Origin of the sequence: Acinetobacter brisouii CIP 110357 (genome assembly GCF_000488275.1) — a bacterium.
GTDB lineage: Bacteria > Pseudomonadota > Gammaproteobacteria > Pseudomonadales > Moraxellaceae > Acinetobacter > Acinetobacter brisouii.
Window position 1 is genome coordinate 63,346 of the sequence record NZ_KI530764.1, and the last position, 14,306, is coordinate 77,651.

At 37.8% G+C, this 14,306-nt stretch carries 12 protein-coding genes; 6 read left to right on the plus strand and 6 right to left on the minus strand.

Annotation, left to right across the window (positions count from 1 at the left end; translation table 11 throughout):
- The first annotated feature begins 39 nt into the window (after positions 1–39).
- The 5 genes from P255_RS13430 (at position 40) to P255_RS13450 (ending at position 7,032) form a co-directional block, all read left to right on the plus strand.
- Positions 40–1,533, plus strand: coding sequence for a succinyl-CoA:acetate CoA-transferase ScpC (locus tag P255_RS13430; protein WP_004898069.1), 1,494 nt, complete (start codon positions 40–42; stop codon positions 1,531–1,533).
- 473 nt (positions 1,534–2,006) lie between these two features.
- The gene (locus tag P255_RS13435) at positions 2,007–3,359 is read left to right on the plus strand and encodes an aromatic acid/H+ symport family MFS transporter (RefSeq protein WP_004898067.1); all 1,353 of its coding nucleotides are present in this window, start codon (positions 2,007–2,009) and stop codon (positions 3,357–3,359) included.
- A 45-nt stretch (positions 3,360–3,404) separates the two neighbouring features.
- A complete protein-coding gene (locus P255_RS13440; RefSeq protein WP_004898064.1) occupies positions 3,405–4,676 on the plus strand; it encodes an OprD family outer membrane porin in 1,272 nt (423 codons plus the stop codon).
- 510 nt (positions 4,677–5,186) lie between these two features.
- Positions 5,187–6,143, plus strand: a complete 957-nt coding sequence (locus tag P255_RS13445; RefSeq protein ID WP_004898061.1) for a sensor domain-containing diguanylate cyclase — start codon at positions 5,187–5,189, stop codon at positions 6,141–6,143.
- A 448-nt stretch (positions 6,144–6,591) separates the two neighbouring features.
- Positions 6,592–7,032, plus strand: a complete 441-nt coding sequence (locus P255_RS13450; protein WP_004898059.1) for a winged helix-turn-helix transcriptional regulator — start codon at positions 6,592–6,594, stop codon at positions 7,030–7,032.
- 50 nt (positions 7,033–7,082) lie between these two features.
- On the opposite strand, the gene P255_RS13455 is transcribed toward P255_RS13450, so the two are convergent.
- Genes P255_RS13455 through P255_RS13470 form a run of 4 tightly spaced genes read right to left on the minus strand, consistent with a single transcriptional unit; the run spans position 7,083 to position 10,564 of the window.
- Positions 7,083–8,336, minus strand: a complete 1,254-nt coding sequence (locus P255_RS13455; protein ID WP_023274455.1) for an NADH:flavin oxidoreductase/NADH oxidase family protein — start codon at positions 8,334–8,336, stop codon at positions 7,083–7,085.
- A 9-nt stretch (positions 8,337–8,345) separates the two neighbouring features.
- On the minus strand, positions 8,346–8,732 hold the full coding sequence (locus tag P255_RS13460) for a hypothetical protein (RefSeq protein WP_023274456.1): 387 nt from the start codon (positions 8,730–8,732) through the stop codon (positions 8,346–8,348).
- Between the two features lie 51 nt (positions 8,733–8,783).
- Positions 8,784–9,647: an alpha/beta fold hydrolase gene (locus tag P255_RS13465; RefSeq protein ID WP_023274457.1), complete on the minus strand. Its 864-nt coding sequence runs from the start codon at positions 9,645–9,647 to the stop codon at positions 8,784–8,786.
- A 41-nt stretch (positions 9,648–9,688) separates the two neighbouring features.
- Positions 9,689–10,564 carry an alpha/beta fold hydrolase gene (locus tag P255_RS13470; RefSeq protein WP_228130672.1) on the minus strand — a complete coding sequence of 292 codons (876 nt, stop codon included), beginning with the start codon at positions 10,562–10,564 and terminating at the stop codon, positions 9,689–9,691.
- Positions 10,565–11,008: 444 nt separating this feature from the next.
- On the opposite strand from P255_RS13470, the gene P255_RS13475 reads away from it, so the two are divergent.
- A complete protein-coding gene (locus P255_RS13475) occupies positions 11,009–12,007 on the plus strand; it encodes an NADP-dependent oxidoreductase (RefSeq protein ID WP_023274459.1) in 999 nt (332 codons plus the stop codon).
- Between the two features lie 491 nt (positions 12,008–12,498).
- Here P255_RS13475 and acuI read toward each other — a convergent pair whose 3' ends face one another.
- Together acuI and P255_RS13485 are read right to left on the minus strand one after the other, a co-directional pair.
- On the minus strand, positions 12,499–13,476 hold the full coding sequence (acuI, locus tag P255_RS13480) for an acrylyl-CoA reductase (NADPH) (RefSeq protein WP_004898332.1): 978 nt from the start codon (positions 13,474–13,476) through the stop codon (positions 12,499–12,501).
- A gap of 81 nt (positions 13,477–13,557) precedes the next feature.
- Positions 13,558–14,202 (minus strand): TetR/AcrR family transcriptional regulator, encoded by a 645-nt coding sequence (locus P255_RS13485; RefSeq protein ID WP_004898329.1) that lies wholly within the window; start codon positions 14,200–14,202, stop codon positions 13,558–13,560.
- Positions 14,203–14,306: the final 104 nt, after the last annotated feature.

Sequence of the window (14,306 nt, forward strand, 5' to 3'; positions counted from 1 at the left end):
AAACGGAACCAGAATTCAAACGATATTGGGATATTAGAAATGTTAAATGGTTTGGAGCGTATTCGTCTAGCTAGTCTGCATGACAAAGTTGTGCCTGTTGAGCAGGCAATTCAACTGATTCAAGACGGCTCAGTCGTTGGAATGAGCGGTTTTGGTGGTGCAGGTGAGGCAAAAACTGTGCCTTTGGCACTGGCAGATTATGCTCAGCAGCATCCACTAAAAATTACCCTTGCGACAGGCGCCAGTCTTGGCAATCGGATTGATGGGCGTTTAAGTCAAGCTCATGCACTTGCCCGCCGCTATCCATATCAGGCAGACCCTGATTTGCGTCAAGCCATTAATCAAGGAGAAGTGATGTATATTGATCAGCATTTATCTGAAATGGCTGAAAATATTCGTCACCAAAACTTGCCACGCATTAATGTCGCAGTCATTGCAGCAACTGCAATTACCGAAACAGGGCTGATTATTCCAACGGCTTCTTGTGGTAACTCGGCCAATTTTGTGGAAATGGCTGATCAGGTCATTATCGAAATTGACTGTACCATTAGCCCCGAATTTGAAGGTGCGCACGATGTTTATGTGCCTGCAACTCGCCCAAATCGTCAGCCTATTCCTTTAGTCAATGCCAGCAACCGCATCGGTACATTAGGCATAGAGGTCGATCCAGCCAAAATTGCCGCGATTGTGATCAATCATCTGCCCGATACATCCTTTAAAATGGATGAGTCTGATGCAGATACTTTGGCCATTGCCCAGCATTTAATTCATTTCTTTGAACAGGAAGTGGCATCGGGTCGTTTGCCTGAAAATCTGGGGCCATTACAGTCGGGTGTCGGTTCAATTGCCAACGCAGTTTTTGCACAATTCCAGCATTCCAATTTTCATGATTTGGAAATGTATTCTGAAGTATTGCAAGACTGTACATTTGAGCTGATTGATTCGGGGAAAATGATATTTGCTTCGGGTAGTTCCATGACTTTGTCAGAACCATGTGCTGCGCATGTCATGAAAAATTTTGAGATGTATAAAGACAAGATTGTGCTGCGCCCTCAGGAAATTTCTAACAATCCTGAAATTATTCGTCGCTTAGGCATCATTGCCATCAATACCGCACTGGAGTTTGATATTTACGGCAACGTCAATTCAACCCATGTGTCAGGCACAAAAATGATGAATGGAATTGGCGGGTCAGGCGATTTTACCCGCAATGCGCATCTGGCTATTTTTGTGACTAAATCCATTGCTAAAAATGGTGCAATTTCTTCAGTCGTTCCGATGGTCAGCCATTGTGATCACATTGAGCATGATGTGGATATTTTGGTGACTGAACAGGGCCTTGCTGATTTGCGTGGTTTGGCACCTCGTGAGCGCGCACGCAAAATTATTACGTGTTGTGCACACCCAAGTTACCAAAAATCGCTGTTAGATTATTTTGAACGTGCCTGTGCTTTAGGAGGGCATACTCCGCATTTGCTGCGTGAAGCGCTGTCATGGCATGCCAATTTTGTGGAAACAGGGCGAATGCAATAAGTTTATTTATTGTCAATCCATAGGATTCGTTGCTGTTTTTTTAGCAACCGTATTTACTTGATTTTTATCATATTAGATGGGCATTATGCCCATCTAATATTTTGTCTGATGAAAGATGAATAAATTTTTCGCTCAATTTAAAATAAGAATATAAAAATCAATTCACTAAATTAATTTAAATCGCAAAAACCAATACGTTTGACATCTTGTATAAAGCTTATGTTTTAGATTTGTAACGTCATGCCTTTCGCTGATAAAACTTCATAATAAAAGAATATAAATCATCTTTTACAAGCTTATCTTCAGCTCATTTTTAGCAAAAGAACACGGTTTTGGCACGCTGAAATTTTTATAAAATATTATTTTTTCAATACTTTAAAGACATAAAGATATATCAATTTGGTTTTTGACTCTAACCCAATAACAAAATAATTTACTTACAAAATAAAACGATACTTCACAGGAGGTGAGGGATGAACAAAGTCAATATTAATGACATTGTTGACAAGGCCAGCTTTACTGCTTTTCATTGGAAAGTTTTAATGTGGTGTTTATTGATTATTATCTTTGATGGATATGATCTGGTGATTTATGGTGTTGTACTTCCATTATTGATGCAACAGTGGTCACTAACAACGGTTCAGGCAGGGTTACTCGCCAGTACAGCGTTATTTGGCATGATGTTTGGTGCCATGATTTTCGGAACCATTTCAGACAAATTAGGGCGTAAAAAAGCCATCCTAATTTGTGTATCTTTATTTAGCGGATTTACTTTTATTGGGTCTTTTGCCACAGGTCCAGCAGAATTTGCCGTTCTGCGCTTTATGGCTGGACTCGGTATTGGTGGTGTCATGCCAAATGTCGTGGCTCTCATGACCGAATATGCACCTAAAAGAATCCGCAGCACTTTAGTCGCGATTATGTTCAGTGGTTATGCGATTGGTGGCATGACATCGGCGCTGCTTGGTGCATGGCTAGTCAAAGATATGGGATGGCAAATCATGTTTTTGATTGCAGGTATTCCACTTTTGCTACTTCCTTTGATCTGGAAATTTTTACCTGAATCTTTAGCTTTCCTCGTGAAATCTAATCGTGGCGATCAAGCTCAAAGTATTGTCAGAAAACTTGCTCCACAAGCAGAACTAACGGTCAATACACAGCTTGTACTTAATGAAAATACCATGACAGAAGCGCCTGTTCGCGCACTTTTTCAACAAGGGCGCACATTTAGCACATTTATGTTCTGGGTTGCATTCTTTATGTGTCTGTTAATGGTTTATGCATTAGGAAGTTGGTTACCAAAACTGATGTTACAAGCCGGCTATTCATTAGGTGCCAGTATGTTATTCCTCTTTTCTTTAAATATTGGAGGAATGGTGGGTGCGATTGGTGGTGGCGCGCTTGCAGATAAATTCCATTTAAAACCAGTATTGACCACTATGTTTGTGATTGGTGCTGCTGCCTTGATTTTACTTGGATTTAATAGCCCTCAATTTGTTTTATACACGCTTATTGCGATTGCGGGAGCTGCAACCATTGGTTCGCAAATCTTACTGTATACCTTTGTTGCACAGTTTTACCCAACTGCAGTTCGTTCAACAGGTATGGGATGGGCATCTGGTATCGGACGGATTGGAGCCATTATCGGTCCAGTTTTAACAGGTGCATTACTTACATTTGAGTTGCCTCACCAAATGAACTTTATAGCAATTGCCATCCCGGGTCTTATTGCTGCACTTGCCATCTTTTTGGTGAATTTAAAAGCTTCTGTTGCTGCCCAGTCAGCTCCTGATTTTTCCCTTAAATCATCTCTCACTGAGTCGTAAAAATCGGTGCGCCTAGGACTGGCGCACCCTTATTGGAAACGGATTATGCGCTTATTACCATGTTTTAAATCACACTATTTAGCTGCTTCAACCCTATTCTTTATCGGTGGAATATCAAGTTCTGTACTTTTCGCGGCAGATTCACTGGGGCAGCCAAACGACGATGAATGGAAATTCACCCTGAAAAATGCCTATATCAACCGTGACTTTGAAAACCCTGCCATCAAGGATGCCGGTAGCTGGTCTCAGTCGGCTTCTCTGTTCTACACTTCTAAAATGCGTGATACACCTTTAGAGATTGCGGATAAACCTTTGACTATCGGGGTCGATGCTTCAGTTCAATATGCAGTACGCTTAAGTAATGACAGACATGTTGCCGATACGGTATTGCCTTTTGACACACAGACAAAATCTCAAGCCTCTGACTATTTAAAACATGGCGCCACACTGAAACTCGGTTATGACAAAACCTTACTGAAAGTCGGTGAACTGTGGCTAGATTTGCCAGTGACCTCAATCGATTATAGCCGCCAGTTACTGACCTCCTACTGGGGCGAAAACCTGAAGTCACAAATCACGGACCGTTTTAATGTCGAAGTCGGACGGGTCGAAAAAGTTTCCCCACGCAACCAGGAAGGTTTTCACAAATTTGCATTTACCGCAAATGGCGTGACCAAATATTCCGATGGCTTGAATTATATCGATTTACGCTATCAGTTTACGCCAACATTGAAAGGCGAATACTATTTTGGCAACATGGAAAATCTGTTTAACAAACACTATGTGGGCTTGGATCATAGCTGGAAACAACAGAATTTTACCTTAAACAGTAAGTTTAAGTATTTTTATGCCAAAAATGATGGCAATACCTTCAATATTGAAGTTCAAAATATTGGTTTGCTGGAAACCCTGAAAGTAAAAAATCATACCTTTGGTTTGGGCTATCAAGAGATTACAGGCAAATCAGCTTACCCGATTCCAGATGGATTCCTACCTGAAACCTATTTTATTAACTGGAATACGACAGGCTTCTTTAAGAAAGACGAAAGATCTTACCACTTTATTTATGGATATGATTTTAAAGACTATGTACCAGGTTTAAATGCCATGGTGAAATATGTGTATGGTAATCACTTTAAAGCTACCAACGGTAGTAAAAACATGGAAAGTGAATCAGATATCATTGTGAACTATGCCTTCCAGCAACCTTATCTGAAGGGCTTGTCTTTGCAATATATTCGTATTGATTATGGTATTAAAACGGGTAATGATTTTGGTGAAGACCGTTTCTTTATCAATTATTCTAAGAAGTTTTAATATTTGAATGATGTATATATTGAGGTGATTCAATTTAGGATTGCCTCAATATTTTTTATAACAATAATTTTTCCCATTCAAATTTAACTAAAAGCACGCCTTAGCCTGTATAGCCTCTAAAATTCTAGACACACATAACCTCTTTTGATGGACCTTTTCAGAATCTGATACGGAATGCTGATCATTCGAACCATGCCTAGGTTTGAGATGGTATCTTGTATATTTATTTACAAGCATGTCAGACACTTGCAAAATGGGTTACTTTCACAGTCTGGTTAAACAAGAAGTAGGGATTGTAAGCCCAATCACTACGGCTAAAGGCTTTATGATTTGAGTTTCCTCTAAATTTACGATCAGAATTTACCCAGTGAGTGTTATTTTTAACAGCAGCAATGTATAGATTAGCTCATCAATTGATTTATCATCTATAAATGAAACGCTACCAAAAATTGATTGTAAATTAAATAATCTACATTAAGCTCAGGTTAGAATGGCTAATAGCGAGTTTTTATGATATTTCCTCACGAAAATTTGAAGAATTTTAAAGATGCTGGTAAAAAAATTCTAGAGTATCTACATAACCATCTAGGTTTTAGCCTGTGGATGATTACCCGTACTGAAGGTAATGATTGGATTGTTCTTCAAACTGAAGATCATGGATATGGTGTAAAATCTGGGCAAGTTTTTAATTGGGATGATTCGTATTGTTCTCAAATGGTATTGGGGAACGGACCTCGTATAGCACCTGATTCAGAAGAAATTCCAGTATATGCTAAAGCAGGAATTAATAAATTTGTTGATATTAAGGCCTATATAGGTCAACCTTTATTTAATGAAGATGGTTCTCTATTTGGAACATTATGTGCGATTGATCCATCACCACAGCCTCAAAGTATAGAGGGTGCTAGTGATTTATTGGAATTATTTAGTTCATTGCTTAGTCGGATTTTACAGAATGAACTTAAAATAAATGAACAAAAAAGAATTAGTGAAAAATTTCAGATGGATTCATTGACTGACCATTTAACTGGTATATTCAATCGTCGTGCTTGGGATAATCTTTTAGATTTAGAAGAAAATCGTTGTAAAATTTATGGACATCCAACCACAATAATTATCATAGATTTAAATGATTTAAAATATGTAAATGATAAATTTGGTCATTCCGAAGGTGATCGAATCATTCAAAAAACTGCTCAAATTCTCAAAAAATCTGTGCGTTCTGGTGATTTAGTTGCCCGTTTAGGAGGAGACGAATTTGGTATTTTGAATATTGAAACTAATTTAGAAAATACTCAAAAACTAGCAAATCGGATTTTAGAATCTTTCCACAAAGTTGGAATTAATGCGGCGATTGGAATCGCAGTACGTGAACCTGATAAGAGCCTTCAACAAACCTTAATTGAAGCTGACAAACAAATGTATAAAAACAAACTTAAAATTAAATCAGGATTTGTTGATAATTAATGTAATGAGTAAGTCAAGCAAGCTATTTTTTGATATTCATTTTTAAACTACTGATTTATATTAATTAAAAATCTTTGATTTTATTCACCGCCAGACATAGTGATCAGCATCTCAAGTTTTATCCAGCCCATGATGTTGATATGTATCATAGACCAGACATTTTTATTGGTGAGAATACAGACACTTTAAATGGTTTCTAACATTTTTATTTCGCATAATATTGATTATGTTAAATAGATAACACCTGAAATTTAGTTCATTAATACTGATATGTAGTAAATTTTATTCTTCTTTATATCAAGTTTTACATGATAAAATTTATGAGAACCTATAAGCAAAAATAGAAGTTATTGATGAATAGCTCTTCTTTAAAAAGCAAAGCATGGTTGAATAAGTCAGAGTATGTTACTATTATTATAGTAGTTACTTTTAAGTTTGTTAATTCCCTATGACTACAAATATCAGTCTTGAAATCTGCCCAATTGCCAGAAGTTTGTCTGTTTTAGGTGATGCTTGGAGTATGCTGATATTACGAGATGCACATGCAGGTTTTACTCGATTTGACCAATTTCGTAAAAATTTAGGCATTGCTCCGACAATGTTAACTAGACGTTTGTCTGTTTTAGTTGATGAAGGATTACTTGAAAAAAGACAATATTCAGAACATCCTCCTCGTGAAGAATATGTATTAACTCAAGCTGGTCAGGATTTTCTCCCTGTATTATTTGTGATTGGTGCATGGGGGCGTAAATACAAACCTTATGAACATCCTGAAGAAATGGTAACGTTTCTTGATGCTGAAAATGGTACTGAAATTAAGCCTATTGTGATTGATCAAGTGACAGGAGCCGAAATTGGTACACGACCTATTCGCCAACGAGGTGAATAAAGCTAAAAAGTACCCAGAATGAGTGCTTTTTTATAGCTTCAACGAATGGTTTATGATTTTATCCGGGTACGCTGGGTCGCATATGTTCCCCAACCACTACGTAAAACAGACTTAATAAATGCCCATAAACCGTTTTCTTTAGGTTTTGGTGCTTTACCTTGAGCAATACTATTAAGCTGTTGAGTGTACCAAAGCACCTCCATAATCCCAAGACGGTCGATTTTTTTAATTCCTGTTTTAATCGGTTGAACATTTTGTTTGCTATTGGTTCCTGCTAACAAATATTTGGGAGCATCAGGATCAATTGCCATAAGTCTTGCAATCCCGACTATATCAAATGCATTGGATTCCAGCGCTTGGTTCATACCTTCTACAGTTCTAAAACCACCTGTAACCATTAGTGGGGTTTTTACATGGTTTCTCACTTTTTCTGCAAACTCAATAAAAAATGCTTCGCGTATAATCGTTGAAGGTTTTTGTGGCGCTTTAGCTACACCAGACTCATAAGTCCCACCTGAAATTTCAATCAGATCAATCCCTGCGGCTGCTAACACTTTAATGACTTCTAATGAATCTTCTTCCGTAAACCCACCTTTTTGAAAATCTGCCGAGTTGAGCTTAATTGCGATTGGAAAATCTGTACCGACTTGTTTGCGAATCTCTTTATAAACTTCCATTAGAAATTTACGACGCTTTTCAGGTGTACCACCCCACTCGTCCTTTCTTAAATTATGTAATGGAGATAAAAATTGATTAATCAAATATCCATGTGCAGCATGGATTTCAACACCACTAAATCCTGCCTTTTTACATATTGCAGCACTATGACCAAAGCGTTGAATAATCTCTATGATTTCATCATGAGTCGCTTCATCTGGGGTTGCAAATAAAGATTGCATTTCAGCCCCAAATGGCACAGCCGATGCAGAAATATTACGGATATTTAAGCCTTTTGGTGATTGTTTCCCCGGATGGTTGAGTTGCGCCCACAATTGTGAACCTTGTTCGGTAACACTTTTCGCCCATTTCTGTAAAACAGCGAAATCACGTTCATCTTCAACAACGACGTTCCCTGGCTCACCTAAGGCACGTCGGTCGATCATAATGTTACCCGTGATAATCATACCAATTCCAAATGCCGCCCAACGCTGGTATAGACGAACATGTTTTTCAGTTGGATTATTGGAATAGGTGGCTAAGGTTTCACTGGTTGCTGCTTTGGCCAAACGATTTGGAATCACCACACCATTCGGTAACGTTAAAGACTGATTGAGGAGATTCGTTTTTAATTGCAAATGAGTCATGGGCTTCGCTCACACAGTGGAAGATGATTGAGAATGAGGTTGAATAAAGTCCACTAAACTTTGAAACCACATGACATCTAAAAAGTTTCCAGTAATCACGAGATCCTGTGTTCTAAGAGCAGTGAGAAACGTATTGACACTATCTTTAGCGGATAGCACAGCAAAACCTGTACTGCCATTCTTAAAAGTGAATGTAAAACTTGGGGATTTGGTTCGTCCAGCATGAGACTTTATCTTACTATTTTTGACTTCAAAATAACGCCCTTCACCACCTGCCGTTTGGATTTGGAATGTGGCATTTTTATCTTTCACGTATGCAGCACATTTTGGATTGGTTTTCACAGCTCGTTGTAACAGCTTAGTCAACATCCACAGTAGTAATTTAAATTTCATCATTTTAGTTCTCAGTTCATCAATATATAAAAACACTAAGGAAATTCTTATCAATTACTCATCTAGAAACTGTATGGCATGCTTCACGAAGCGTTCTGGATACTGAAACTGTGCACCATGTCCAGCATCGGGATAAATAAACAGCTGTGCATTTGGAATATTTAGTGCCATGTGATAGGCATTGATGGTCGGAATCATCACATCATCCACACCATTAAGAATAAAAGTCGGCTGTTTAATCTCACGTAAATGTACAAATGGATTCTTTTCATCAAGCTTCGGTAAAAAGTGCATATTAGCTTCAATCTGGGCCTGCATCACATCGACTGAACTTGCTGGATCTTGATCTTTACGTTGATGGCGACGTTGCCAAAAATCACGACCTGCTTGAATTGCGGCTTTTGATCGACCAAAAAATAAAAACAGAAAATCCTCTTCAGAAGGCACAGCACTGGTGGCATGCTTCAAGACTAAAGCTGGTACATCTGGATCATCACCGCGTGGTTTTCCACCTCGTGGTCCTGTACCCAAAAGCATTAATTTTCTGACCAGTTCAGAATGACGACGAACTAAATCCTGTGCCTGAAATCCTCCTAAAGAGAAGCCTAGTAAATCAACTTGTTTCAAACCTAAAGCTCGAATCACTGCGGCAGCATCATCAGCCATATCTTCAATGCGAGTTCGTGGTTGCCCTGTAGATGAAGCGACACCACGACCATTGAACAAAATGACTTCTCGACCAGCTGCTAATCCATCTGTAATGAATGGATCCCAATTGTCTAAACCACCACGGAAATGTTGAAGAAAAAATAAAGGTGGTTGCTCTGTATTTACATTACCCCATCGACGATAGGCAAAAGTTGCTCCATCTACTTCTATAAATTGTGTTTCAGCGGTTTGATGTGTAATCGCGGTCATCTTGATTGTCCTAATTTTTAAATATTTGGTTGGGTCTAATTTTATTTAGCTAAAAAAGTGAGCGATTGTTTGACGAAATCATCATGAAACTGAAAGATTCCACCATGTCCTGCATCTGGATAAATGATGAGTGCGCTATTTGGAAGGCGTTTTGCCAAGTCGTAGGTATTCACTGTTGGAACCATACGATCATGATCACCATTCGCCACCAATACTGGCTGTTGAATGATAGAAAGATCGGCTGGTTTCTTATTTCCCCATTTTTTTAATGCTTTAAGCTGGGCACGATATGCAGAAATCGTTATTTCTTTATCGAGATTTTCAGTACGTTCATTTATACGTTGCACAAATTCTTTTGCAGCAGCTTTGCCATGCTCTGTACGAGTAAAAAATAAGTAAACTTTAGGGTCTTGACGAGTCGCCATACCACGAACTAAATCCCAATTTGAAACTCGACCCACTGTACTAATTCCAGTTCCGCCAGCAGGTCCAGTTCCCGATAAAATCACTTTTCGGATCAATTGTGGTTGTTTCAAAACAATCTCTTGCGAAATCATGCCACCCATTGAAAAACCGAATAAATCGACTTGTTTAAACCCTTTCGCCTGAATAAAAGTAATCGCATCATCTGCCATTTGTTCAATGGACTTTGCTGGCTCACCAGTAGAAGCACCAACACCACGATTATCAAAAATAACGACATGATGTTTCGCTGCAATACCATCAATGATTCGTGGATCCCAATTGTCTAAGACAGCAGCTAAATGATTTAAGAAGATCACAGGTGTACCGCCATTTTGCTGACCATACTCTCGGTATGCGAAGCTAACGCCATCAGCTGAAATAAATTGAGTTGGAACAGTTGTCCATTGATATTGTTTTTCCGCCATTACAATCGCTCCTGAATTCTGAGTCATAGCTGTATTTACATCGGCATAGATTGAACTAGATACAGTTAAAGCTATTGAAATCAGACTTTTTTTGAGTAAGCCACGCATGATTAATTACCTAAAGTAAGATTAATATCTAAACCGCTACCCTAAGAATAAGAACCACATACTTTAAAAATCATTCATATGTTGAGCTGGTCTATGCACTCTTCAATAGGAAAAATCATTGTCACTATCGAATTAATACTAACAATACTGGAATAATTTCAAATAGTCACTATCTTTTTAGTAGTAACTACTAATTTTTTAGATTATGATAAAAAAATAAACATTGTTGATTACTCGAATACACTTTTAAGTTTTAACTAACTAAAGAGTCTGATATGCAACCTAGTCTGAAAATTTAATGTAGATTTACACGTGTAAAACATTAAAACATTAAAACAAAAAGCAAACCAATTGAGGTCTTATATGAAAGCAGCCTACATTAACCGTTACGGCAATATTGATGATGTGCAACTAGATGAACAATCTAAACCACTGATTACAGAAAATGATGTACTTGTTAAAATACATGCAGCAAGTATTAATCCTCTGGACTTAAGGGTTTTAGAAGGTGAATTTAAGGCAATTCAGCCTGTAAAGTTTCCTTTTATTTTAGGCAATGATTTTGCAGGTACAGTTGTTCAAGTTGGCGCAAATGTTAAACAGTTTAAAGCTGGTGATGACGTGTATGCCAAAACTGACCAAAATGGCGCTTTTGCTGAATATACCGTAGTTCAGCAATCTTCGCTGGCTCTAAAACCTCAAAATATTTCTATGGAACTCGCAGCTTCTCTTCCTCTTGTTTCATTGACTGCATGGCAGGCCTTGGTTGAAATTGCGAAAGTTCAAGCAGGACAAAAAGTGCTTATTCATGCAGGTTCTGGCGGTGTTGGCTCAATTGCTATTCAGCTTGCGAAACACTTAGGTGCCACTGTTGCGACAACCACGAGTGGTAAAAATGCACAATGGGTCAAAGCATTAGGCGCAGACATTACCATTGATTACAAAACAACTGATTTTGAACAAGAGCTTAAAGACTATGACGTAGTCTTAGATACGCAAGGTGGAAAAATTTTAGAGAAATCTCTAAATGTTCTTAAACGTGGTGGTCGAATTATCAGTATCTCTGGTCCACCTGATCGTGATTTCGCAGAAGCAATTCATGCAAATTGGTTATTGAAATGTATTATTCCTCTTTTAAGTTGGTCAATCCGAAAAAAAGCTAAAAAGAGAGGAATGACTTACTCATTTTTGTTTATGCAGCCGAATGGACAACAGCTATCTGAAATTTCAAAATTAGTAGAGTTTGGGAAAATAAATCCAATCGTTGATAAGTCATATACATTTCCAGAGATTAAAGATGCTTTACAATATGTGAATACTGGACGAGCAAAAGGTAAAGTCGTCGTAAAAATTTCAGAATAAATTCAGGGAAAAGAGAAAAAAGGCATCTTTTGATGCCTTTTCCTCAATAAACGAGAGTAGGCTTCAATCGAATGAAAGAACTTATGGTTTTAAGTTTAGTTTTAATAAAAAGCTTAGGTTCATGAACCATGTTTTTTAAGTAAAATAATTTATCGAAATAAATTATTGAAAATAAACTATAAATTTTAATAATTTATTGTGAACTAGGATTTAGATAAACATAAGTTAAATAAATGACACATGTCATTTAGTTCATTAATATTGATATAGGATAGTCTTCAAGCAGCATTCCCATCAAGATTCTTAATTTTTTCTATAAGTTACAAAGCTTTTCAACTTTGTTTCAAGGATAAAACAGAGAACTATGAAATCCTTATTCTGTAAGGATTTCATAGCAGCATATAAGAGATTTAAGCTTAGGCAAATTTATTCAATGTAGAATACTCTCCCAGAACTTTAAAAGCATTTATTACACAATTGATTTTGTCGGATTATAGTTTTACAACAACTCTGCCTCTTATTTTTCCATCTAAAATTTCATTTGAAATATTTAAAGCATCCGCTAACTGGATTTCAGTCGTTAATGTTTCCAATTTTGTTTTATCCAATTCTGTAGCCAGACGCTCCCACGCCTCTTTTCTTAATTCGATCGGTGCCATCACGCTATCAATTCCATATAAGGTAATTCCTCTCAAAATAAATGGAACAACCGTCGCGGGAAAATCCATTCCCCCTGCCAGACCACACGCAGCAACAGCACCGTGATATTTGGTTGCGGCACATGCATTCGCCAAAGTATGGCTACCAACAGTATCAATCACACCTGCCCAAATTTCTTTATTCAGTGGCTTTCCTGGCGAAGATAATTCCGCACGATCAATAATTTCACTCGCACCTAAACGGGTTAAATATTCAGATTCCTGAGGTCGACCTGTTGAAGCGGTAATCTCATAACCAAGATGGTTCAAAAGAATAATGGCGATACTGCCCACCCCACCATTTGCACCCGTCACCAAAATTTTTCCATCGCTTGGCTCGATACCATGCTTCTGCAATGCCATGACACACAGCATAGCGGTATACCCTGCTGTTCCAATAATCATCGTATCTTTAAAAGAAAAGACAGAAGGTTTCTGGATAAGCCAATCCCCTGACACAGTCACCTGCTCAGCCAATCCTCCAGAATATTTTTCACCGACACCCCAGCCATTGAGTAGAACTTCGTCGCCTTCTTTCCATGCTGGATGTTTTGATTCAAGCACTACCCCTGAAAAATCAATACCTGGAGTCAATGGAAAGCTACGCACCACTGGTGAACGCCCCGTAATGGCTAAAGCATCTTTATAATTTAAGGTTGAATATTTGACTTCAACGGTTACTTCTCCTTCTTGCAAAGGCTTTGCTGCAATCTCTGCAATTTTTGACATGTAACCTGCTTCATCTTTCGTGATGACGATACCTTTGTACATAAAACTTCCTCTTCATTTAATTAGACTACTTGTCTAGAATTAAGTAAAAAATAAATGCAAACATCTGCATTCATTTTTTACTTAATTTTTAATATGGTTGAGCTGTTCTACTCCGACAGCAAATAAGCGATAAAATGCATCTAAAGGACTGGTGGATTTAACCAAACGTGCTCTCAGAACTGCACCTTCCCATCCGATCCAAAACTGATACGCAGCTTCATCACAATCAGATTGTAGATATTGCAAATCAGACTGATACAGGCAATCAGAAACCATTTTCTCCCATACCTTAAAGATGCTTTCAATTCGGGCGATGATCTCAGTAGGTAAATAAGCAACTTCTTGACCGAGGTTCCCTAAAATACAACCGCGTTTAAAGTCGTATTTTTGCAACTTTTCACCCGCATCATTTACAAAATTTTGCAGCCTTTTTAATGGGGAAAGATCGGTTTGACTTAAAAACTTATTCAATCGTTTCACAAAATAAAGCTCATAAGTATCTAAGACTTCTAAAATAAAAGCCTCTTTATTTGCAAAATAATGATAGAAAGACCCTTTGGGAACTTGGACTGATTTCATCAGATCGTCCAAACTCATGGCATTCATTCCACGTTCGGTCAGTAACTCGATCCCTCGGCGGATTAACACTTCTTTCGTATCTGCATAGTTACAACCATGTTTGGTTGGTCGACCACGTGGTCTTTTGGGTAAGGAAGAATAATTCATATAATAAAAATAGACTATCTGACTAGAAATATCAACAATAAGATTATTCGATTGAAAATTTTATCTAAGCAACATCTATCTCTCTTCTGAGAGAACTTAGTCTT